The following is a 20,600-nucleotide window of genomic DNA, read 5'->3' as shown; positions in this document are numbered from 1 at the left end:
AACACCCCCCCCGCACACCCGGGCCAAACGCGCCCGCCCCCCCCCCCCGGGGCCCGGCCAACCCCTAACACCCAACACCCGCCCCCCCCCCCCACCCCCCCAAACGCGCCCGCAAACACCCGGCCCGCGAAAAAGGCGGTCGCGCAGAAGGCGGAGCCCAAGGGCAAGGATGGCAGCAAGCGCAGCCTGGTGCCGCAACTGCCCCGCAAGGGATGATCGCCTGAAAGCTAAAAAAGCCCCGGAAACGGGGCTTTTTTTTGCTGGATGAAGAGCTGGCGGGTGGCCGAACACGGGCGCCCGGCGTCAGTTTGCCAGCGCCGTCCGTATCTTGCCAGCGTTCTCAGCCAACACTTCCGGCTTCTCCATCTGCCCGCTGTGCGGCTTCAAAGGGATGCCCTCGAAGCGTGGAATGACATGGATATGGAGGTGGTAGACGGTTTGGCCCGAAGCGGGCTCGTTGAACTGCAGGATGGTGACGCCATCGGCGCCGAAAGCCTTCTTCACCGCCACCGCCACCTTTTGCACGACGGCGAAGAGTGGGCCGAATGTTGCCGGATCCGCGTCAAGCAGGTTGCGCGACGGCGCCTTCGGCACAACCAGCGTATGACCCGGCCCTTGCGGCATCACATCCATGAAGGCGACAACCGCGTCATCTTCATAGACGCGATGCGACGGGATTTCACCGCGCAGGATTTTCGCGAAGATATTGTTGCTGTCGTAGGTGGTTTTTTCGGCCATGGCGTGCGCTCCGATTGTGCCTTGCTGCTACCGCATCGACCCCGACAATCGGAATCGATTTTCGGAAAGTACGATGCTTTCGAGCGTACTTTGTGCGTCCAATTGGACGCATGTCGCTCAAACTAATCGTCCGCCAGATCCTTGCGGAACGGGGTGTGCTCTTCGAGATAGCCGGCCATCCGCTCCACTTCGCGGCGCTCGCGCCTGAGATAGTCGGCGACCGCGTTACGCAAGCCGGGATGCGCGATGTAATGCGCCGAATGCGTGGTCACCGGCCTGTAGCCGCGCGCCAGCTTGTGCTCGCCTTGCGCGCCGGCTTCGACCACTTTCAGCTTACGGTCGATGGCGAAGTCGATCGCCTGGTGATAGCAGACCTCGAAATGCAGGAAGGGGTGGTCCTCGATGCAGCCCCAGTTGCGCCCGTAGAGCGCATCGGAGCCGATGAAATTGATAGCGCCGGCAATGTAGCGTCCATTGCGCTTGGCCATCACGAGCAGGATGTCGTCGGCCATGCGCTCGCCGATCATCGAGAAAAACGCGCGGCTGAGATAGGGCCGCCCCCATTTCCTGCTGCCGGTATCCATGTAGAAGGCAAGGAAGTCGTCCCAGACCCTTTCGGTCAGGTCCTTGCCGGTCAGCCAGTCGATCGAGATGCCGTGAGCGAGCGCCTCGCGCCGCTCCTTCTTCATCGCCTTGCGCTTGCGCGACGCCAGAGTGGCGAGAAAATCGTCGTAGGTCGAATAACCCTCATTGAAGAAGTGGAACTGCTGGTCGGTGCGGTGCAAAAAACCCGCCGCTTCCAGCGCCTCGACATCTCTCGGCTGCGCGAAGGTCACATGTGCGGAGGATACGCCGAGTTTTTCCGTCACCGCCTTCAGGCCGGCTGCCAGGCCGGCCTTCACGGCGCGACTGTCCTCGCCCTTGTTGACCAGCAGGCGAGGGCCGGTGACCGGCGTGAACGGCACGGCGCATTGCAGTTTTGGATAGTAACGCCCGCCGGCGCGCTCGAACGCGTCCGACCAGCCGTGATCGAATACATATTCGCCCTGGCTGTGCGATTTCAGGTAGCAGGGAATGGCACCGAGCAGCTTTCCCTGCGCTGTCTCGAGCCTGAGATGATGGCCCTGCCAGCCGGTGCGCCGCACGGCGCAGCCGGAATCCTCAAGCGAGCTCAGAAAAGCGAATGAAACGAGTGGGTTGTATCCGTTTTCTGTATCGCCGCGTGAGGTCCCGCCGAGGCCATCCCATTCGGCGCAGGTGAAGGCTCCGATGCCGGAGGCAACCCGGATCGCATACGCTCCATTCGCCGTTTGCCCGTCGCCTTCATCGCCTTGATCCATGAGGCCTATTTAAGCTCCGTGCCGGTCCATGCAAGCTCAGTTCAAGCAAGCTCGGTTCAGGCGACCTGCACAAGATCCGGCTCAAATCCTTCGAACGTCATCTGGTCGGCATATCTGAAGGTCAGGTCGACCGCCGGTTGGTCGAGCACGGTCCAGGTGATGACCGGCATTTTGAGCCTTTCGCGCACGAAACTGACAAACTGGTTCGGCAGGTCGCCGGCGGCGTAGGAGGCGAAGGCGATATCGTGCGCCAGCATGGCGAAATGCGCCTCGATCAGCTTGGCTTCGTTGCCATAAGCGGTCAGCCCGCCCGGAATGCCGGGCGCGTGTTTTGGGAAGTCGCGGATCAGCCAGTGGTCGAACGACATGATCGCCGCCTTGCCCTTGTAGTTTTTGAGCATCTTGCCGACGCTTTCCACCAAGCCTTCGTCACGGCCGGGAACCCCTTTCAGTTCGACGACCACCGGCACGCGGCCATCGACCAGGTCGAGGGCCTGCTGCAGCGTCGGCAGACGATCTGATGTGCCGCCGATCTTGAGGGCCGTCATTTCTGCTGCCGTGCGCTGCCAGACGAAACCGTCCTGGCCGGTCAGCCGCTTCAGATCGCCATCGTGGATGATCACCGGGATGCGGTCTGACGACAGATGCACATCGCATTCGATCGCATAGCCGCGTTCAGCCGCAGCGGCAAAGGCGGAAAGCGTGTTCTCCCAGCGCGTCTTGTTCATGTCGTGGAGGCCGCGATGGGCAATGGGTCGGGCGGTCAGCCAGGAAAGGTCGGTCATGCCGGGCTCATTCGACTTCGAAGATGGCTTCGATTTCCACTGCGGCATTAAGCGGCAGGGAGGCGGCACCGACGGCGGCGCGAGCATGCTTGCCGGGATCGCCGAGCACTGCAACCAGTAGATCCGAGGCGCCGTTGGCAACCAGGTGCTGCTCGAAAAAATCCGGCGCCGAGGCGACGAAGACGGTGATCTTCACCACGCGGCGGATTTTCTCGAGATCGCCAAGTGCTGCCTTGGCCTGCGCCAATACGTTGATCGCGCAGTATTTTGCCGCTTCCTGGCCGATTGCGATGTCGACGTCACGGCCGAGCAGGCCACTCGCCTGCAGCTTGCCCTGCTTGAGCGGCAGTTGTCCGGCGATGAACAGCAGATTGCCTGATCTGCAATAGGGCACGTAGTTGGCGGCGGGCGCGGCAGCGACCGGAAGCGTCACGCCGAGATCGCTTAGCCGCTTTTCGATTGTTTCACTCATGGTATTTCCCTATTGCTTGATGACGCTGCGCAGGCCGGGCCGAAATTGCAATTTTTGCCTCGCTTCCGCCACGACTTTTTTTAAGCTGGACCCTCTTTCCCTGCGGCCTGCCATCAGGCGCGATGATCGGAGCCCCTCATGCGCGCAACACGCCTCGCATTCCACGCTGTCCTGCTGCCAGCGGTGTTCTCGATGGCGCCGGCTTTTGCCGTACCGGCGCTGCAGGCGCATCGCGCGGTTTACGATCTCACCCTGGACAAGGCCTCCGACCGCTCCGGCATCACCGGCATTTCCGGCCGCATGGTCTATGAGTTCAACGGCTCGCCTTGCGAAGGCTATACGGTGAAGTTCCGTTTCGTCACCCAGATCGTCACCAACGAGAATACAAGGCTGACCGACCAGCAGACGACCACTTTCGAGGACGCCGAAGGCAAGACCTTCTCGTTCGTGACAAAATCCTTTGTCGACCAGACTCTCGACAAGGAGGTCAAGGGCACCGCGACGAAGGAGACAAACGGCCTCAAGGTCGACATCGACAAGCCGGAGAAGAGCAGCGTCGAACTGCCGGCCACCCAGTTTCCGACGCAGCATCTGGTCGAACTGATCGACAAGGCCGAAAAGGGCGAAAATTTCTACGAAACCAACCTGTTCGACGGTTCGGAAGATGCCAACAAGGTGATGACCACCACCGTCGTCGTCGGCAAGAAAGCCGATGCCGACAAGACCGATCCGGAAGTGCCGGCACTGGCAAAACTCGCCACCGACAAATACTGGCCAGTCGACATCGCCTATTTCGACAGCACCGACAAGTCAGGCGAGGAGGTGCCGGAATACCGGATAAGCTTCAAGCTGCATGAGAACGGCATCACGCGCGACCTGCTCATGGACTACAACGACTTCTCGATGACCGGCAAGCTGGTCAATCTTTCGCTGTTCGATCAGACGAAACCCTGTCCGCCGAAATAGAGCCTTGGGTTTGCCACGCCGCAAGGCGGCGGCGAATGACTTGAACACGCCGCAATTGCATTTCAACCTCTACGCCGAGGGGTCGATCGGGGGGTGGGTTGAGCAAAATAGATGTGTTCGTGGCGCCGACGCCCAATCCGGCGCTGATCAGGATCATGACTGTCGTCAACCGGGTCGTCATGCTGCGTGGCGTTCCCGGGTTTCGCGACCTGTTGCCGTTCAACCGCGTGGCCGGATTGCGCGGTGTCGCCAATGTCCGCCATATCGACTTTCCCGACGACGACCGGCAGCGGCTGAAGGCCTGTTGCGGCGCAGGCAAGGCAACATTCATCACGCCCAACCATCCGGAATTCTTCACCGACTGGATGATCGACAAGGAGATCGTCTCGCGGGTCAGTCCGCTCGCGGCGTCCTGGGCCACGCATGGCGTCGTCAACGGCCTCGGCCGGATCATGCAGAAATTCTGGCTGGCCAACAATCTGATCGCCCAGATACCTGGCAACAGTGGTGCTGCCAAGGAACACTCGATCGACTGGGCACTGAAAGGGCATGGCGTTCTCTTGCATCCCGAAGGCGGCGTCGGCTGGCATGGCAATGTCGTCGGTCCGCTTCTTCCGGGGGCGGTCGAGATGGGGTTCGAAGCGCTCAAGCGCGGTCGCGCCGTGGATCAGGATTTCAAAGTCTGGATCGCGCCGGTCGTCTGGAAGCTCGCCTTCACCAAAAATGTCGAGCCGGCGCTGGCGCAGGAATGCGCCTATGTCGAGAAGAGCCTGAAGATCGAGCGTCGTGCCGCCGATACGCTGCCGGAGCGCGTCCACCATATCTATGCGACGCTGCTGTCGCGCGATGAGATTGCCTGCGGCATGGCGCCCGACGAACGGGCTTCGTATGCTACGCGGCACAAGCAATTGCTGCTCGAATTGAGCCGGCGCCTGGGGGAGGGTATTTCGGTCGATCCCGGCGCCAGCGAGATCGCCGAGCTTTTGCGCCGGTCGCGCCGCTGGCTGCGGGAAGGCACCGGCGACGCCGAGCGACAAAAACAGATCCGCTCGCTGGCGGACACGATCCAGCGTCTCCAACGCGTCGGACCGTGGGCCTCAGCCAATCCGCGCATCGCGCAAGAGGAGATCGCAGAGCATCTGAAGCGTATCCGCAACGATCATTGCAAGGGCACGCTGCGCGACACGGTCAATTGCTTCGTGCCGCAACCGGCCGGGCCGCGCTGCGCGCATATCCGGGTGCCGGAGCCGCTGGGATTGCACGCCTATCCTGGCTCGGTCGACGATGCGCTTGCCGAACTGCACAGCCGTATGCAGGCGGCCATCACCACGACCGTGGCCGAACTCGAAGCCGCCGGCAGCTTCATTTTCTATCCGAATCCCTTCTATCATCGCTAGCATTGGCATGGCTAACGTCGGATCTCGGCTGCGGGTGGGCTGCGGCTCCGCTGGTCGGCGCAAGATGAAGGAGTGCGGCAAGCCTCATGGCGGTCTATGTCGACGCGGCGATCTGGAAATGGGTCGGCCACCGCTGGTGTCACCTGCTGGCCGACGACACCGACGAGCTGCATCGTTTTGCAGCACAGCTCGGCGTCAAGCGCTCGTCCTATCAGGGGCCGCCGAAGACATCGGCGCCGCATTATGACATAACCGGCTTCGAGCGCGACCGCGCGGTGCGGCTAGGCGCCGTCGAATGCAGCCGCGAGGAGATCGTTGCTGTTTTCCGGCGGGTCCGGGTGCCGAAGGGGAAGATACGACCATGACGTTGACGGCATTTCTGGCTTACTGCGCTGCGATCACATTCGCCGCCGCCACGCCTGGCCCGGCGGTATTCACGGTCATTGCCAACGGCGTCTCACGTGGGTTCGTTCGCGCGTTCCTGGCTGGCCTCGGTATCGCCGCTGGCGACGCGGTGCTGGTGACTTTGGCGCTGCTCGGTCTCGTGGCACTGGCACAGACCTTCGAATGGGTTTTCCTCATCCTGAAATATGCGGGTGCTGCCTATCTGATGTTTCTTGGCATCAGGATGTGGCGATCGGCTTCCGCGCGATCGGATGGACTAGAGGTAACCCAGGCAAGACTGTCTCGATCGTTTTACCTCGGCATCTCCATCGCATTGGGCAACCCCAAGGCGATCCTGTTCCACGCCTCAATCATGCCGTTGATCCTCGATCTCAACGCAATGAGCTTCGCTGAGGGGCTGCTTGTGGTTGCGGTCGTGGTCGGCGTCAACATTAGCACAATGGGCGTCTATGCGGTGCTTGCCGGGCAGGCTTCGAGCTGGTTCAAGACGCCAAGGCGGATGCGCTTGATGAACAGGTTTGCCGGCGGCGCCATGATCGGCACCGGTGCGCTGATCGCCGCACGCTGAGTCGCAAGACACCGCAGCGCTTGCGTTTGCCGCGCAACCCCTCTATATGCGCGCTCATTCCACACACGGACTTTGGTGTCTGCCCGGGAGAAATCCGGCTGAAACCTCCGGTGGCGTTCGAGGACAAAGTCCAGAAATGCCTGTGTCCGTGGAGGCTAACCGGAAAAGGACATAACAATGGCTCTGCCTGATTTCAGCATGCGCCAGCTTTTGGAAGCTGGCATTCACTTCGGCCACCAGACCCACCGCTGGAACCCGAAGATGGCGCCCTATATCTATGGCGCCCGCAACAACATCCACATCATCGACCTCTCGCAGACGGTGCCGCTGCTGCACCAGGCGCTGAAGCAGGTTTCCGACACCGTCGCCAAGGGCGGCCGCGTGCTGTTCGTCGGCACCAAGCGCCAGGCGTCCGACATCGTTGCCGACGCCGCACAGCGCTCGGCCCAGTACTATGTCAACTCCCGCTGGCTCGGCGGCATGATGACCAACTGGAAGACGATCTCGAACTCCATCCAGCGCCTGCGCAAGCTTGACGAGATGCTGGCTGGCGAGGCCCAGGGGCTCACCAAGAAGGAGCGCCTTAACCTCGACCGCGAGCGCGAGAAGCTCGACAAGGCGCTGGGCGGCATCAAGGACATGGGCTCGACGCCAGACCTGATGTTCGTGATCGACACCAACAAGGAAGCGATCGCCATCCTCGAGGCCAAGCGTCTCGGCATCCCGGTCGTCGCCATCATCGATTCCAACTGCGACCCGGACAAGATCGATTTCCCGATTCCGGGCAATGACGACGCGGCCCGCGCCATCCAGCTCTATTGTGATCTGATCGCCAAGGCTGCAATCGACGGCATTGCTCGCCAGCAGGGCGCGCTTGGCGTCGACGTCGGCGCTTTGGCCGAGGCTCCGATCGAGCCGGCACTCGAGCCGACGCCGACCGCCGAGACCCCGGCCGCCCAGACACCGGAAGCGTAACAGCGAAGGCCGGTTTCGGCCTTCATCTTTCTCATATTTTGGCGCGCTGAGCGCTGGCGCCAGGCGCATCATCGAGGATCGGTGGTGCGTCGGTGCATTTTAAACAAAGAGGCGACAATGAGCATTTCGGCTGCACAGGTCAAAGAACTCCGCGACTTGACCGGCGCGGGCATGATGGACTGCAAGATGGCGTTGAACGAGACCAACGGCAACATGGAAGAGGCCGTCGACTGGCTGCGCAAGAAGGGCATCTCCAAGGCCGACAAGAAGGCCGGCCGTACCGCGGCCGAAGGCCTCATCGGCGTCGATTCCGGCGTGCGTGAGGCGGCGGTCGTCGAGGTCAATTCCGAGACCGACTTCGTTGCCCGCAACGCTGCCTTCCAGGAGATCGTCGCCAACGTCGCCAAGGTGGCGCTCGCCTATGGCGGCAAGACCGAGGCCGTCGCAGCAGCCCCGTATCCCGGTTCCGACAAGTCAGTCGCCGACACCATCAAGGACGCTGTCGGCACCATCGGCGAGAACCTTGGCTTCCGCCGTTCGGCCAAGCTCACCGTCGAGCAGGGCGCCGTCGCAACCTACGTCCACAACGCGGTTGCCGACGGCCTTGGCAAGCTCGGCGTGCTGGTCGCCATCGAGACGTCAGGCAACGCGCAGGCCGCCAACGCCTTTGCGCGTCAGGTCGCCATGCATGTCGCCGCCACCAACCCGATGGCGCTGACCGCGGAAGAACTCGACCCGGCGGCGGTCGAGCGCGAGAAGGCGATCTTCGCCGACCAGGCGCGCCAGTCCGGCAAGCCGGAAGCGATTATCGAGAAGATGGTCGAGGGCCGCTTGCGCAAGTTCTACGAAGAGGTCGTGCTGCTCAAGCAGGCTTTCGTGCTCAATCCCGACATCACCGTCGAGAAGGCGCTGCAGGATGCCGAGAAGGAAATCGGCGCACCGGCCAAGATCACTGCCTATCTGCGCTTCGCGCTCGGCGAGGGCATCGAGAAGGACGAGACCGATTTTGCGGCGGAAGTCGCGGCGGCGGTCAAGAAGTAAAACGCACTCTATCTTTCTGAAAGACATTACGGCCGGTTGTCCGCGAGGATGCCCGGCCGATTTCTTGCGCGGTATCGATGAAGGCCAGGCGTCGGCGACAGGCCGGCTGGCTATCTGCTCATGCCCCGGATCTGCTCATGCAAGGATCTGCACGCACAAGTTGCATTTGCCGGTGTAAGCCAATGGCTGGAAGAGCGTTTGCCGGTTCCGGCGCCGCGTGACATCGCAGCGCCCTTCGTGTATCGGAACGCCAAATGTTTCGGGGCAGCGCCTGCGCGGGAAAGCCGCCCCGGCGCGTCACACGCATAATGATGAGGACCAGATGACGGTGAAGCCCCTCTACCGACGTGTCTTGCTGAAAGCGTCGGGCGAAGCGTTGATGGGTGAGCAGCATTTCGGCATCGACGTGTCGGTGGTCGATCGCATCGCCGCCGACATCGCCGAGGCCCGCACCCTGGGCATCGAGGTTGGGGTTGTCATTGGCGGCGGCAACATCTTTCGCGGCGTCGCCGTTGCCTCCAAGGGCGGAGATCGCGTCACCGGCGACCACATGGGCATGCTCGCCACCGTCATCAACTCGCTGGCGCTGCGCACCTCGCTGAACAAGATCGGGGTCGACGCGGTGGTGCTGTCTGCAATCGCCATGCCTGAGCTTTGCGAGAGCTTTTCGCAGCGCCAGGCGACCGCCTACATGAACCAGGGCAAGGTCGTCATCTTTGCCGGCGGCACCGGCAATCCGTTCTTCACCACCGATTCGGCCGCGGCGCTGCGCGCGGCGGAAATCGGCGCCGACGCGCTGTTCAAGGGCACCCAGGTCGATGGCGTCTATTCCGCCGATCCCAAGAAGGACCCGCATGCGACCCGCTTCGAGCGCATCAGCCATGGCGAAGTCATAAAACGCGGTCTTTCGATCATGGATACGGCCGCGATTGCACTTGCGCGCGAAAACAACATCCCGATAATCGTCTATTCGATCCACGAGAAGGGTGGTTTCGGTGATATTCTGAGGGGCGGCGGACGTTGCACGGTCGTCACGGACGACTGATCGGGAGCCCGATGCCGAACCGAAGGTTTCCGTAGGCGAAAAACGGGAACCGGTTTTCGGATCGAGGCTTGAATACGGGTTACCCTGAAGTGAACCCGGCTAACGGGTCGAGGAGACGATGATGAGTGGCGAATACGATGATCTCAAACGGCGCATGGACGGGGCGATCGCTGCGTTCAAGCACGATCTGGCTTCGCTGCGGACCGGCCGCGCGTCGAGCAACCTGCTCGACGCGATCCAGGTGCAGGCCTACGGCACCACCATGCCGATCAACCAGGTGGCAAACGTGTCGGTGCCGGAGCCGCGCATGATTTCGGTTTCGGTCTGGGACAAGTCGATGGTCGGTGCGGTCGATCGCGCCATCCGTGAATCCAATCTCGGCTTCAATCCGATCGTCGACGGCACCAATCTCAGGATTCCGCTGCCCGAGCTCAACGAACAGCGCCGCAAGGAGTTGGTCAAGATCTCGCATGGTTATGCCGAGAATGCGCGCATCGCCGTGCGCCACGTGCGCCGGGACGGCATGGAATTCCTCAAAAAGGCAGAAAAGGACGGCGATATCAGCGAGGACGATCATCGCAAGCGGTCCGACCAGGTCCAGAAGCTCACCGACGAGATGATCGGCACCATCGACCATCTGCTTTCCGATAAGGAAGCGGAAATCATGCAGGTTTAGGGTCTGGCCACTGCTGGCTCGAAAGCGAGAACATGACAAGCCCCGCGCATGTCGCAATCATCATGGACGGAAACGGACGCTGGGCCAAGGCGCGTGGCTTGCCACGGCTTGCTGGGCATCGTGCCGGCGTCGAGGCGCTGCGCAACACGGTGCGCGCCGCTCCTGGCCTTGGCATCTCGTTCCTCACCGTCTACGCCTTCTCGTCGGAAAACTGGTCGCGGCCGAAGTCCGAAGTCAGCGACCTGATGGGCCTGTTGAAAATCTTCATCCGCCGCGACCTCGCCGAACTGCACCAAAATGGCGTGCGGGTCAGGATCATCGGCGACAGGGCAGGGCTGCAACCTGACATCAGGAGCCTGCTTGAAGAGGCCGAAACGCTGACCGTCCGCAACGAAGCGCTGACCCTGGTCATCGCTTTCAACTATGGCGGACGCGACGAGATCGTGCGCACCGCGCGCAAGCTTGCCTCGGCGGTGGCGCGCGGCGAGCTCGACAGCGAGGCGATTACGGCCGAATCCTTTGCCGGCTCTCTCGACACCCGGGGTATTCCGGATCCGGAACTGGTCATCCGCACCAGCGGTGAGCTCAGGCTGTCGAATTTCCTTCTGTGGCAAGCGGCTTACAGCGAACTTGTCTTCCTGCCTTGCTACTGGCCCGATTTCAGCCGCGAGCATCTGGCTGACGCATTGCGCGACTTTGCCGGTCGCGAGCGCCGTTTCGGCGGGCTTGGCGCTGAAGGCGTCGCCGTGACAGCCAAGGGATGAGCAACCTCCAGCTTCGCGTTATTTCTGCCGTCGTGCTTGCGGTCGTCACGCTCGGCCTGACCTGGCTCGGCGGACTGCCCTTCCGGCTGCTTTGCGCCGCCATGACGATCCTGATCTTCTACGAATGGACGCGAATGTGCCGCCCGGTCGCCGCCACGGGTCTTGGTCTTCTGCCGGAAGCGTTGCTTCTGGTTTTCGTCGGCGCCTTGGTCGCCGGCCTGCCAGCGTCCTGGCTGCTGCTTCTTGTGGCGGTGATGGTCGTTGTCACCGTGGTCGTGGCTTCGATGCACCAGACTTCGATGCATCAAACGGGACAGTGGGACGCGTCCGGCCTTGCCTATGCCGCCATTTCCGGACTGTCACTTGCTCTTTTGCGCGACGGCGACCATTCCGGCCTCGTCGCCATTCTCTTCCTGTTCGCGGTGGTTTGGGCGACCGACATAGCAGCTTATTTCGTCGGCCGCGCTGTCGGCGGGCCGAAGCTGGCGCCGTCGATCTCACCCGGCAAGACGCAGAGCGGTGCGCTCGGCGGCGCCGTCGGCGGCGTGGTTGCCGGGCTGCTTCTGGCCGCTGCGGCCGGAGCCGGCAATCTCGCAGTGCTCGGCGTCGTCGCGCTGGTGCTTTCGCTCGTCTCCCAGGCCGGCGACCTTTTCGAATCATGGGTGAAGCGGCGCCACAACCGCAAGGATTCGGGCACGCTGATACCGGGCCATGGCGGCGTCATGGACCGGGTCGACGGGCTTGTCGCGGCGGCTTTCGCCCTGTACGTCATCGGCTGGATTTCGGCGACCGCCGACCATCCGGCACAGGGGCTGTTTCCAGCTTGATCGGCATTGGCTCTTTATCGGCATTGATTCGGGGGCCTGGTTTCTTGACCTGCGCAGGATGCGCCATGGATTCGCCTGGATTGATGCCACAGTCGCGGTACCACCGTGCTGCGGACGAATTTTGAGGACATGAATTGAACGAGTTTCTTCACGCGGTTTTCAGCACGGAGGGCTTTGTCCTCGGCACGCTGGTGCCTTTCCTGTTCGTGCTGACCGTCGTCGTGTTCGTTCACGAGATGGGCCATTATCTCGTCGGCCGCTGGTGCGGCATCGGCGTGAAGGTCTTTTCGATCGGCTTCGGCCCGGAACTCTTCGGCTTTAATGACAGCCATGGCACGCGCTGGAAGCTCTGCGCCATTCCACTCGGCGGCTACGTCAAATTCGTCGGCGACATGAACGCCACCTCGAGCCAGCCCAGTTCGGAGGAGATCGAAACGCTGACGGCTGCCGAACGCAAGATCGCTTTTCACACGCAGCCGGTCTGGAAGCGCGCGGCAACTGTTGTGGCTGGCCCGCTGTTCAATTTTCTGCTGACGATCGCCGTCTTTGCGGTGCTGTTTTCCGCCTATGGCCGGCCCGTGCTGGAGCCAATGGTGGCTGAAGTCACCGCGGGCAGCCCAGCGGCCAGGGCCGGCATCCTGCCCGGAGACCGGTTCGTCAGCGTCGACGGCAGCAAGGTCCAGACCTTCGCCGACGTCCAGCGCCGGGTCTCGGGCCGCGGTGGCGACCCCATCACCTTCGTCATGCTGCGCGACGGCAAGGAGATCACCGCTACGGCGACGCCGGAATTGATGGAGCAGCAAGACGGGCTGGGCAACAAGGTCAAGGTGGCGGTGATCGGCGTCGTCAACAACCAGGAATTCGGCCAGCCCAGGCTGATCACCTATAACCCGGTCGGAGCGGTAGGGGCGGCGGTCGAGGAGACCGGATACATCATTCAGCGCACCGGTCAGTTCCTGCAGCGTTTCGTTGTCGGTCGCGAAGACAAATGCCAGCTGGGCGGTCCAATCAAGATCGCAAAGATGTCGGGGCAGGCGGCAAAACTCGGCTTCGACTGGCTTGTGCAACTTGTTGCGCTGCTGTCGGTCGGGATCGGTATTCTGAACCTTCTGCCGATTCCTCCGCTCGACGGCGGCCATCTCCTGTTCTACGGCGTGGAGGCCGTCATTCGGCGACCGGTGTCGGAACGGATGATGGAGTTGGGCTACAGGGCTGGCCTGCTTCTCGTCTTGGGCTTCATGGGGTTCGTTTTCTGGAACGACCTGTTTGGATGCTGAAATCATGAAGAAATTTGGCTTCAGCACAGCCCATGTTGAGACGCCGTTTACCATGCGTGGGGATATGCGTGACGCGAAAGCCACGCAATTGGGTTAAGTAAATACAAATTAACCAGGAGCCTTGCGTGTAGGGAAAATCCGGTTAATACGGTAGGGGAAATTACCGCACGTCCGGTTTTCTCGCCGTGGGGACTTCGAGAAAAGGTACAAAAGCCCGATGAAGGCAGCATCCAAGTTTCTGAGCGCCGCGTCCGCGGTGGCCCTGTCCGCCGCCCTGGTCGTACCAGGTGCGCTCGCAGTGCAGTTCGTTGCCACATCGGCGGCCGAGGCCGCTGTTGTTTCAAGAGTTGAAGTCAGCGGCAATCAGCGTGTCGACGCCGAGACGATCCGCAACTACGTCACGATCAAGCCCGGCAGGCCGTTTTCCAGCGCCGATATCGACGAGGCGGTCAAGGCGCTGTTCGGCACCGGGCTGTTCTCGGACGTCCAGATCAACCAGGTCGGTTCGACGCTGGTCATCAAGGTTTCCGAATATCAGGTCGTGAACCAGGTGCTGTTCCAGGGCAACAAGAAGCTCAAGGACAACGCGCTGGCGGCCGCGGTCCAGTTGAAGCCGCGTGGAACGTTCTCGCAGCAGGCGCTCGATGCCGATGTCGAGGCGGTCAAGGCTGCCTACAGGCGTATCGGCCGCGACGACGCCGCCGTGACCACCCAGATCATGGATCTCGGCGACAACCGCGTGAACGTGGTGTTCAACATCAACGAAGGCGGCCGCACGCAGATCGCCGCGATCAATTTCGTCGGCAACAGCGCCTACTCGAGCCGTCGCCTGTCCGATGTCATTTCGACCAAGCGCTCGACCATCCTTTCGTTCGTGCTGCGCGACGACGTCTATGACGAAGACAAGCTCAACGCCGACCAGGAGTTGCTGCGCCGTTTTTATTACAATCACGGCTATGCCGACTTCCAGGTGATTTCCGCGGTCGGCGAGCTCGACGAAACCACCAATAAATACACGGTAACCATCACCGTGCAGGAGGGCGAGCGCTACACCTTCGGCGACATCAGCGTCGAGAGCACGATTCCCGAGGTCGACGGCGCATCGCTGCAGTCGGTGGTCGAAACCCACAAGGGCGATGTCTACAACGCCGAGAACGTCGAAGACACCATCATTGCATTGACCGAGAGGGTCGCCGGTTCCGGCTATCCCTTCGCCCAGGTGACGCCGCGCGGCGACCGCAATTTCGAGAACCACACCATTTCAGTGGTCTATACGATCGACCAGGGCACCAAGGCCTATGTCGAGCGCATCGAGATTCGCGGCAACGACCGGACACGCGACTTTGTCATTCGCCGAGAATTCGACGTGAGTGAGGGTGATGCCTTCAACCAGGTTCTCATCCAGCGCGCGAAGAAACGGCTGGAAGCACTCGATTTTTTTGAGAAAGTCGAGGTTTCGACCGTGCCCGGTTCTGAGCCGGACCAGGTGGTGCTGGTGGTCGACGTGGTCGAGAAGTCGACCGGCGAGTTCTCCGTCGGCGCCGGCTATTCGAGCGGTGGCGACACCGAAGGCCCGACCGTCGAAGGATCGATCAGCGAACGCAACTTCCTCGGACGCGGCCAGTTCATCAAGCTCTCCGCGGGCGGCGGCAAGAATTCGCGCGACTACAGCTTCTCCTTCACCGAGCCCTATTTCCTCGGGCGGCGCATTGCCGCCGGTTTCGATGTCTTCAACCGGACCAGGGAACGCGACGACTACAAGAGCGAGACGCTAGGCGCGACAGTGCGCTTCGGCCTGCCGATCACCGACGACATCTCGACGCAGCTGGCGTACAATATCTCCCAGGAGAAGTACGAGCTCGACGAAGACTGCGAGACCAACGGCGACTACGACCCCCTCAAATGCAACATTTCTACGGCTATCCTGGACGGCATCGCGGAAAGCCCGTGGCTCAAGTCGTCGGTCAGTCTCGGCCTGGTCTACAACACCATCGACGACATGAAGAACCCGCATGAAGGCATCTTCGCCAATGTCACCACGGAATTCGCCGGCCTCGGTGGCGACGCCAAATTCGTCAAGGTGACAACGCGTGGCAGCGTCTACCAGACATTGTCCGAGCAGCTTGATCTGGTGGCGGTGATTTCCGGCGGGGCTGGTCATATCCAAGGCTACGGCGGCGATGGCGACCTGCGCATCTTCGATCATTTCCAGAGCAACGACCGCATGATCCGTGGCTTCGCTTACGGCGGTATCGGCCCGGTCGACAGTGACGACGCCGGCGACCATCTTGGTGGCACCACCTATTTCAATGCCTCGGCGGAAGCCCAGTTCCCAATGCCGGTTATTCCGGAAAGCTTCGGCCTGCGCGGCGCGGTGTTCGCCGACGCGGCGACGCTCTATGGCAGCAAGATCGATGCTTCACTGGTCGATCAGTCGACGGTCGACATGCAGTGGCGCGCCTCTGTCGGCGTCGGCCTGATGTGGGCGTCGCCCTTTGGTCCGATCCGGATCGACTATGCGATCCCGGTCCTCGAGGAGGACACCGACGACGTGCAGGAATTCAACTTCGGCATATCGTCCCGCTTCTGATTGGCGGGCAACGATACTTCCGGGCCGTAGCGGTCCGGAAGAGAGTAATTCGACACTACGGCGCCGCGCATCCTCCTGGACGCGCATAGGACGCTGCAGGACTTTGATTTTGCGCATTATCCTTTCCGAAAATCGATTCCGATTTTCGGGGTCGTGCGCTAGCTGGATATAGCTTCTGGAATGACCGATCCGGTGTTCTTCGCGCCATCACGCCGGTATACGGCTGGCGAAGTCGCGAATCTGACCGGCTCGGTGCTTGTCGATTCCGACCTCTCCGATAGATCGATCGAAGCCTTGGCGCCGGCAAGCGAAGGCGGCGAGCACGCTCTTGTCTTTGTCGATGGCAGACGCAACTTCGCGCTGATGCAATCGCTGCGAGCAGCGGCGGTTCTATGCCCCGCCGAATTTGCTGGCAAGGCGCCTGCGGGTATCGCGGTTCTGATCCATCCGCGCCCGCAACAGGCTTTCGCGATGGTCGGCCGCCTGCTTTTCCCGGCGGCTGCGACACCGGCGCCGATGACCGGCGAAACCGGTATCTCGCCGCATGCCCATATCGATCCATCGGCGCGCGTCGAGGCCGGCGCGATCGTCGAGGCCGGCGCGATCATCGGCCCTCGCGCTTCTATCGGCAGCGGAACCGTCATTGCTCCTCATGCCGTTATCGGTCCCTCCTGCCAGTTCGGCCGCGACGGCTATGTCGGCCCGGGCGCCAGCATCCAGTACGCGCTGATCGGCAACCGCGTCATCATTCATGGCGGCGCCCGCATCGGCCAGGACGGTTTTGGCTTCGTGGCCGGCGCCAAGGGCCCGGAGCGCGTGCCGCAAATCGGCCGGGTCGTCATCCAGGACGACGTCGAGATCGGCTCCAATACCACCGTCGATCGCGGCGCCATGTCCGACACGATTATCGGTCAAGGCACCAAGATCGACAATCTGGTCCAGATCGCTCATAACGTCCGCATCGGCCGCAATTGCATAATCGCCGGCCTTTCGGGTATTTCCGGTTCCGTAACGGTGGGCGACAACGTCACCATGGGTGGCGGTGTCGGTCTTGCGGATCACCTGACGGTAGGGACAGGGGCCAAGCTTGCTGCAAGAAGCGGGTTCATGAGCAACGTCCCCGCAGGCGAGATTTGGGGAGGGTACCCGGCGCAGCCGATGGCGGAAGCCATGCGGGAGATCGCGGCTCTGCGAAGACTGGCCAGGGCGCGCAAATCGGGCGACGGAGGGAAGAGCTGAGATGGTTGCGGCGACAACGCTCGAGGCGGTCGACATATTGGGGCTGATGAAGCTCCTGCCGCATCGCTATCCGTTCCTGATGATCGACCGCATCATCGATATCGATGGCGACGAGTCCGCCACCGGCATCAAGAACGTGACCATAAACGAGCCGCATTTCCAAGGTCATTTCCCGGATCAGCCGGTCATGCCCGGCGTGTTGATCGTCGAGGCGATGGCGCAGACGGCCGGCGCCATCTGCATCCGCAGCCTAGGCACCGAAAAACCGTCGCTGGTCTATTTCCTGACCATCGACAACGCCAAATTCCGTAAACCGGTCGTTCCCGGCGACCAGTTGAAGATCCATGTGAAGAAAATCAAGAAACGCGGCAACCTTCTCAAATTCGCCTGCGAGGCTCTCGTCGACGGCGTCAAGGCCGCGGAAGCCGAGATCTCGGCGATGATGGTCGCGAGCGACTGACGATCGAATGCTTATGAAAATCCAGACAGTCATCCATCCATCGTCGGTCATCGAGGCCGGCGCAAAAATGGGCGAAGGCGTCCGCATCGGGCCATTCTGCCACATCAGCGCCGACGCGGTGCTCGGCGACCGCGTCGAACTGGTCAGCCACGTCTCGGTGATGGGCGCGACCACCATCGGTGCGTCGACCAAGGTGTATCCGATGGCGACACTGGGCGCGCCGCCGCAGAACAACAAGCACAAGGGCGGCCGCACCACGCTGGTCGTCGGTGAGAACTGCACGATCCGCGAAGGCGTGACCATGCACGTCGGCACCGATTCCAGCCGCGGCGAGACGACGATCGGTGACAACGGCAACTTCCTTGCCTATGCCCACATCGCGCATGATTGCATCGTCGGCAAGAACGCCACCTTCGCCAATCAGGCGACGTTGGGCGGCCATTGCGAGATCGGCGACAACGTCTATATCGGTGGTCTCAGCGCAGTTCATCAGTTTGTCCGCGTCGGCGACAACGCCTTTCTCGGCGGTTGCTCGGCATTCGTCGGCGATGTCATTCCCTACGCCATCGCCGTCGGCAATCGCGCCAGCCTTCGCGGCCTCAATATCATCGGCCTGAAGCGCGCCGGCCTGCCGCGCTCCGAGATCCACACGCTGCGCAAGGCCTACAGGACGATCTTCGATCGCTCCCGAACCGTCGGTGAAAACATCGAGTTCGCCAAGGCGGAATTCGCCTCGTCACCGACCGCCATGAAGATCATCGATTTCATCGCCAGTCGCGGTAAGCGGCACTATGCCGTCCCGTCGCTCAAGGCCGGTGGCGGCGACGATGCCGATGACGAAGATTGAGGGCACCCGGACGGGCCTTGATCTCGCGCCAGACGTCAAAGTCGGCATCATTGCCGGCGGCGGCAGTTTACCGGTCGAAGTCGCCAGGGCGCTTGCTGTGCAAGGCAAGTCTCCCTTCGTGGTGATAGTGGCGGGCGAGGTCGACCGCATATCCGACTTCGACGCGTATGAGCAGGCGACGTTGAGGCTGGAGGATGTCGGCTCTCTGCTGCCGACGCTCAAAAATAGTCATGTTACCCATCTGGTGACAGCGGGACATATCACACGCCGCCCCAGGCTGAGCGCCATGCGCCTCAATCTCGGCCTGCTCGCCTGGGTGCCCAGCCTTCTTGTCGGTGTAACCCAAGGCGACGACACCGTGCTGAAACTGTTCGTGCGAAGGGTCGAGCGCAGCGGCATCAAGGTGGTCGGCGCCCATGAGATCGTGCCGGAACTGGTCGCCGCCGAAGGCGCGCTGACCAAGGCAGCGCCGCGGAAATCCGACTGGCGCGACATCAAAGCGGCCCACGCAGCGGCAATGGCCATCGGCGCGCTGGATATCGGCCAGGCGGCTGTTGCGATCGGCGGCCGCGCCATCGCGCTGGAAGGCATCGAGGGCACCGACGGATTGCTCGATCGAACACGGCAGTTGCGCGGCCATGGCAGGCTGGCCGGCAGAACGCGCGGCGTCCTGGTCAAATGCGCCAAGCCTGGCCAGGAGTTGCGCGCCGATCTGCCCTCGATCGGGCCGCAGACGATCGAGGCGGCGCATGCCGCCGGACTTGCCGGCATTGCCGTCGAAGCCGGCCGCTCGCTGGTTCTCGAAGGCCCGACAGTCGTCGCTCGCGCCAACGCGCTCGGCCTGTTCGTGATCGGCCTGCCTGCTGCGGAGCCGGTGCATGGCGACTGAGCGACCGCTGAAGATCGCCATCGTCGCCGGCGAAGAATCCGGCGATCTGCTTGGCGCCGACATCGTAGAGGCGCTCAAGCGCGTGACCGGCCGCGAGGTCCGGCTCGTCGGCATCGGCGGCCGGCATTTGCAGGCGCTCGGCCTCACGCCGTTGTTCGACGGCGGCGAGATCGCGCTGATGGGATTGAGCGCCATCCTGCGCGATCTGCCGCGCCTGATACGACGGATCAGCCAGACGGCCGCTGCGGTCGCCAATGAAAAGCCCGACTGCCTTGTCACCATCGACAGCCCGGATTTTTCGCTGCGCGTGGCGAAAAAGGTGCGTGCCGCCGATCCGGCAATCCCGATCGTCCACTATGTCTGCCCGAGCGTCTGGGCATGGCGGCCAGGCAGGGCGGTGGCGATGAAACCGTATGTCGACCACATCCTCTGTATCCTGCCTTTCGAAGTGAGGGAACTCGCCCGCCTCGGCGGTCCGACCGGCACCTATGTCGGCCATCGCCTTACCCACGATCCGGGCATGCTCGGCGCCGCCAAGGCGCAAAGCCTGCCGCGCGACCTGTCCGACGATCGTGTGAAGACACTGCTTGTGCTGCCCGGCTCGCGCCGCGGCGAGGTGCGACGGCTGGCCGGCCCGTTCGGCAAGACGATCTCGATCCTGCGTGCGCGCGGACACCGCTTGCGCCTGCTGTTGCCGACGGTGCCGCATGTCGCCGACCTGGTCAGGGCTTCGGTGGCAAGTTGGTACGAGAAGCCGGAGATCATCCTTGATCCCGAGCGCAAATGGCAGGCCTTCGGCAAGGCCGATGCAGCGCTGATCGCATCGGGAACGGTGTCGCTGGAACTGGCGCTGTCGGGTGTGCCGATGATCTCCTGCTACCGGCTCGATCCAGTCATGCGGATGGCCCAACGCCTGATCACCGTATGGAGCGCCTCCTTGCCCAATCTCATCGCCGACCGCCCGATCGTGCCGGAAAGCTACAACGAATATGTGCGACCGCACTACCTGGCGCGGCAGTTGGAGGCGCTGTTTTCCGACACCCCCTATCGCGCATGGCAGAAGGATGGTTTTGCCGAGGTGGCCAGACGCATGGCTGTGGACAGACCGTCCGGCGACATCGCTGCGGGGGTCGTGATGAGGTGTATCAAGCGGTGAATGGTGAAGTGGTGAATAGTGAATGGTGAACGGTCAAAATCGTGCTTGACCATAGGCCACAAAGAGACCCTGCTTCACTATTCACTATTCACTATTCACTATTCACTATTCACTATTCACTATTCACTATTCACTATTCACTA

General features: G+C 62.1%; 21 protein-coding genes. 17 read left to right on the top strand and 4 right to left on the bottom strand.

The window, feature by feature from the left end; translation table 11 throughout:
• Window positions 1-303 precede the first annotated feature (303 nt).
• The 4 genes from AC0L2R_RS08695 to AC0L2R_RS08680 form a co-directional block, all read right to left on the bottom strand.
• Window positions 304-738: an HIT family protein gene (locus tag AC0L2R_RS08695; protein WP_473508471.1), complete on the bottom strand. Its 435-nt coding sequence runs from the start codon at window positions 736-738 to the stop codon at window positions 304-306.
• 122 nt (window positions 739-860) lie between these two features.
• Window positions 861-2,078 carry a GNAT family N-acetyltransferase gene (locus AC0L2R_RS08690; RefSeq protein WP_473508470.1) on the bottom strand — a complete coding sequence of 406 codons (1,218 nt, stop codon included), beginning with the start codon at window positions 2,076-2,078 and terminating at the stop codon, window positions 861-863.
• Window positions 2,079-2,134: 56 nt separating this feature from the next.
• Window positions 2,135-2,863, bottom strand: a complete 729-nt coding sequence (locus AC0L2R_RS08685) for a glycerophosphodiester phosphodiesterase (protein WP_473508469.1) — start codon at window positions 2,861-2,863, stop codon at window positions 2,135-2,137.
• A 7-nt stretch (window positions 2,864-2,870) separates the two neighbouring features.
• Window positions 2,871-3,335: a RidA family protein gene (locus AC0L2R_RS08680; RefSeq protein WP_473508468.1), complete on the bottom strand. Its 465-nt coding sequence runs from the start codon at window positions 3,333-3,335 to the stop codon at window positions 2,871-2,873.
• Window positions 3,336-3,473: 138 nt separating this feature from the next.
• On the opposite strand from AC0L2R_RS08680, the gene AC0L2R_RS08675 reads away from it, so the two are divergent.
• The 17 genes from AC0L2R_RS08675 to lpxB all read left to right on the top strand — a co-directional run bounded on the left by AC0L2R_RS08675 (window position 3,474) and on the right by lpxB (window position 20,457).
• A complete protein-coding gene (locus tag AC0L2R_RS08675) occupies window positions 3,474-4,301 on the top strand; it encodes a cell envelope integrity EipB family protein (RefSeq protein ID WP_473508467.1) in 828 nt (275 codons plus the stop codon).
• 98 nt (window positions 4,302-4,399) lie between these two features.
• On the top strand, window positions 4,400-5,698 hold the full coding sequence (locus tag AC0L2R_RS08670; protein ID WP_473508466.1) for a hypothetical protein: 1,299 nt from the start codon (window positions 4,400-4,402) through the stop codon (window positions 5,696-5,698).
• An 86-nt stretch (window positions 5,699-5,784) separates the two neighbouring features.
• Window positions 5,785-6,063 (top strand): DUF4031 domain-containing protein, encoded by a 279-nt coding sequence (locus AC0L2R_RS08665; protein ID WP_027151900.1) that lies wholly within the window; start codon window positions 5,785-5,787, stop codon window positions 6,061-6,063.
• The gene (locus AC0L2R_RS08660) at window positions 6,060-6,671 is read left to right on the top strand and encodes a LysE family translocator (protein WP_287051894.1); all 612 of its coding nucleotides are present in this window, start codon (window positions 6,060-6,062) and stop codon (window positions 6,669-6,671) included. Before AC0L2R_RS08665 ends, AC0L2R_RS08660 begins: the two co-directional genes overlap by 4 nt.
• Before the next feature lie 177 nt (window positions 6,672-6,848).
• Window positions 6,849-7,646, top strand: coding sequence for a 30S ribosomal protein S2 (rpsB, locus tag AC0L2R_RS08655; protein WP_077384079.1), 798 nt, complete (start codon window positions 6,849-6,851; stop codon window positions 7,644-7,646).
• Between the two features lie 117 nt (window positions 7,647-7,763).
• Window positions 7,764-8,687: a translation elongation factor Ts gene (gene tsf, locus AC0L2R_RS08650; RefSeq protein ID WP_023801220.1), complete on the top strand. Its 924-nt coding sequence runs from the start codon at window positions 7,764-7,766 to the stop codon at window positions 8,685-8,687.
• A 322-nt stretch (window positions 8,688-9,009) separates the two neighbouring features.
• Window positions 9,010-9,732, top strand: coding sequence for a UMP kinase (pyrH, locus tag AC0L2R_RS08645; protein ID WP_023801221.1), 723 nt, complete (start codon window positions 9,010-9,012; stop codon window positions 9,730-9,732).
• A gap of 121 nt (window positions 9,733-9,853) precedes the next feature.
• Window positions 9,854-10,408: a ribosome recycling factor gene (gene frr, locus AC0L2R_RS08640; RefSeq protein ID WP_077384157.1), complete on the top strand. Its 555-nt coding sequence runs from the start codon at window positions 9,854-9,856 to the stop codon at window positions 10,406-10,408.
• 32 nt (window positions 10,409-10,440) lie between these two features.
• Window positions 10,441-11,172, top strand: a complete 732-nt coding sequence (locus AC0L2R_RS08635) for an isoprenyl transferase (protein ID WP_473508465.1) — start codon at window positions 10,441-10,443, stop codon at window positions 11,170-11,172.
• Window positions 11,169-11,999 carry a phosphatidate cytidylyltransferase gene (locus AC0L2R_RS08630; protein WP_287258070.1) on the top strand — a complete coding sequence of 277 codons (831 nt, stop codon included), beginning with the start codon at window positions 11,169-11,171 and terminating at the stop codon, window positions 11,997-11,999. Before AC0L2R_RS08635 ends, AC0L2R_RS08630 begins: the two co-directional genes overlap by 4 nt.
• Before the next feature lie 134 nt (window positions 12,000-12,133).
• Window positions 12,134-13,276: an RIP metalloprotease RseP gene (rseP, locus tag AC0L2R_RS08625; protein ID WP_473508464.1), complete on the top strand. Its 1,143-nt coding sequence runs from the start codon at window positions 12,134-12,136 to the stop codon at window positions 13,274-13,276.
• Between the two features lie 217 nt (window positions 13,277-13,493).
• The gene (gene bamA / locus AC0L2R_RS08620; RefSeq protein WP_091593793.1) at window positions 13,494-15,866 is read left to right on the top strand and encodes an outer membrane protein assembly factor BamA; all 2,373 of its coding nucleotides are present in this window, start codon (window positions 13,494-13,496) and stop codon (window positions 15,864-15,866) included.
• A 180-nt stretch (window positions 15,867-16,046) separates the two neighbouring features.
• The gene (gene lpxD, locus AC0L2R_RS08615) at window positions 16,047-17,105 is read left to right on the top strand and encodes a UDP-3-O-(3-hydroxymyristoyl)glucosamine N-acyltransferase (RefSeq protein ID WP_023801227.1); all 1,059 of its coding nucleotides are present in this window, start codon (window positions 16,047-16,049) and stop codon (window positions 17,103-17,105) included.
• Between the two features lies 1 nt (window position 17,106).
• A complete protein-coding gene (gene fabZ, locus AC0L2R_RS08610; protein WP_023801228.1) occupies window positions 17,107-17,565 on the top strand; it encodes a 3-hydroxyacyl-ACP dehydratase FabZ in 459 nt (152 codons plus the stop codon).
• A 13-nt stretch (window positions 17,566-17,578) separates the two neighbouring features.
• Window positions 17,579-18,412, top strand: coding sequence for an acyl-ACP--UDP-N-acetylglucosamine O-acyltransferase (lpxA, locus tag AC0L2R_RS08605; protein ID WP_473508463.1), 834 nt, complete (start codon window positions 17,579-17,581; stop codon window positions 18,410-18,412).
• On the top strand, window positions 18,399-19,301 hold the full coding sequence (locus tag AC0L2R_RS08600) for an LpxI family protein (RefSeq protein WP_287222065.1): 903 nt from the start codon (window positions 18,399-18,401) through the stop codon (window positions 19,299-19,301). The genes lpxA and AC0L2R_RS08600 overlap by 14 nt, the downstream gene beginning before the upstream one ends.
• The gene (lpxB, locus tag AC0L2R_RS08595; RefSeq protein WP_473508462.1) at window positions 19,291-20,457 is read left to right on the top strand and encodes a lipid-A-disaccharide synthase; all 1,167 of its coding nucleotides are present in this window, start codon (window positions 19,291-19,293) and stop codon (window positions 20,455-20,457) included. Before AC0L2R_RS08600 ends, lpxB begins: the two co-directional genes overlap by 11 nt.
• Window positions 20,458-20,600 lie beyond the last annotated feature (143 nt).

The sequence above is a fragment of the Mesorhizobium sp. WSM4820 genome, from assembly GCF_055811075.1.
This window is presented reverse-complemented; position numbering and strand designations above follow the sequence as displayed.

What these genes read in the sequence shown, in the direction of transcription:
- lpxB (WP_473508462.1), top strand. Translation starts at nt 19,291, where the DNA reads ATGGCGACTGAGCGACCGCTGAAGATCGCCATCGTCGCCGGCGAAGAA.
- AC0L2R_RS08630 (WP_287258070.1), top strand. Translation starts at nt 11,169, where the DNA reads ATGAGCAACCTCCAGCTTCGCGTTATTTCTGCCGTCGTGCTTGCGGTC.
- frr (WP_077384157.1), top strand. Translation starts at nt 9,854, where the DNA reads ATGAGTGGCGAATACGATGATCTCAAACGGCGCATGGACGGGGCGATC.
- AC0L2R_RS08635 (WP_473508465.1), top strand. Translation starts at nt 10,441, where the DNA reads ATGACAAGCCCCGCGCATGTCGCAATCATCATGGACGGAAACGGACGC.
- tsf (WP_023801220.1), top strand. Translation starts at nt 7,764, where the DNA reads ATGAGCATTTCGGCTGCACAGGTCAAAGAACTCCGCGACTTGACCGGC.
- bamA (WP_091593793.1), top strand. Translation starts at nt 13,494, where the DNA reads ATGAAGGCAGCATCCAAGTTTCTGAGCGCCGCGTCCGCGGTGGCCCTG.
- AC0L2R_RS08600 (WP_287222065.1), top strand. Translation starts at nt 18,399, where the DNA reads ATGACGAAGATTGAGGGCACCCGGACGGGCCTTGATCTCGCGCCAGAC.
- AC0L2R_RS08695 (WP_473508471.1), bottom strand. Translation starts at nt 738, where the DNA reads ATGGCCGAAAAAACCACCTACGACAGCAACAATATCTTCGCGAAAATC.
- AC0L2R_RS08675 (WP_473508467.1), top strand. Translation starts at nt 3,474, where the DNA reads ATGCGCGCAACACGCCTCGCATTCCACGCTGTCCTGCTGCCAGCGGTG.
- AC0L2R_RS08690 (WP_473508470.1), bottom strand. Translation starts at nt 2,078, where the DNA reads ATGGATCAAGGCGATGAAGGCGACGGGCAAACGGCGAATGGAGCGTAT.
- lpxD (WP_023801227.1), top strand. Translation starts at nt 16,047, where the DNA reads ATGACCGATCCGGTGTTCTTCGCGCCATCACGCCGGTATACGGCTGGC.
- pyrH (WP_023801221.1), top strand. Translation starts at nt 9,010, where the DNA reads ATGACGGTGAAGCCCCTCTACCGACGTGTCTTGCTGAAAGCGTCGGGC.
- fabZ (WP_023801228.1), top strand. Translation starts at nt 17,107, where the DNA reads ATGGTTGCGGCGACAACGCTCGAGGCGGTCGACATATTGGGGCTGATG.
- AC0L2R_RS08685 (WP_473508469.1), bottom strand. Translation starts at nt 2,863, where the DNA reads ATGACCGACCTTTCCTGGCTGACCGCCCGACCCATTGCCCATCGCGGC.
- AC0L2R_RS08665 (WP_027151900.1), top strand. Translation starts at nt 5,785, where the DNA reads ATGGCGGTCTATGTCGACGCGGCGATCTGGAAATGGGTCGGCCACCGC.
- rpsB (WP_077384079.1), top strand. Translation starts at nt 6,849, where the DNA reads ATGGCTCTGCCTGATTTCAGCATGCGCCAGCTTTTGGAAGCTGGCATT.
- AC0L2R_RS08680 (WP_473508468.1), bottom strand. Translation starts at nt 3,335, where the DNA reads ATGAGTGAAACAATCGAAAAGCGGCTAAGCGATCTCGGCGTGACGCTT.
- AC0L2R_RS08660 (WP_287051894.1), top strand. Translation starts at nt 6,060, where the DNA reads ATGACGTTGACGGCATTTCTGGCTTACTGCGCTGCGATCACATTCGCC.
- lpxA (WP_473508463.1), top strand. Translation starts at nt 17,579, where the DNA reads ATGAAAATCCAGACAGTCATCCATCCATCGTCGGTCATCGAGGCCGGC.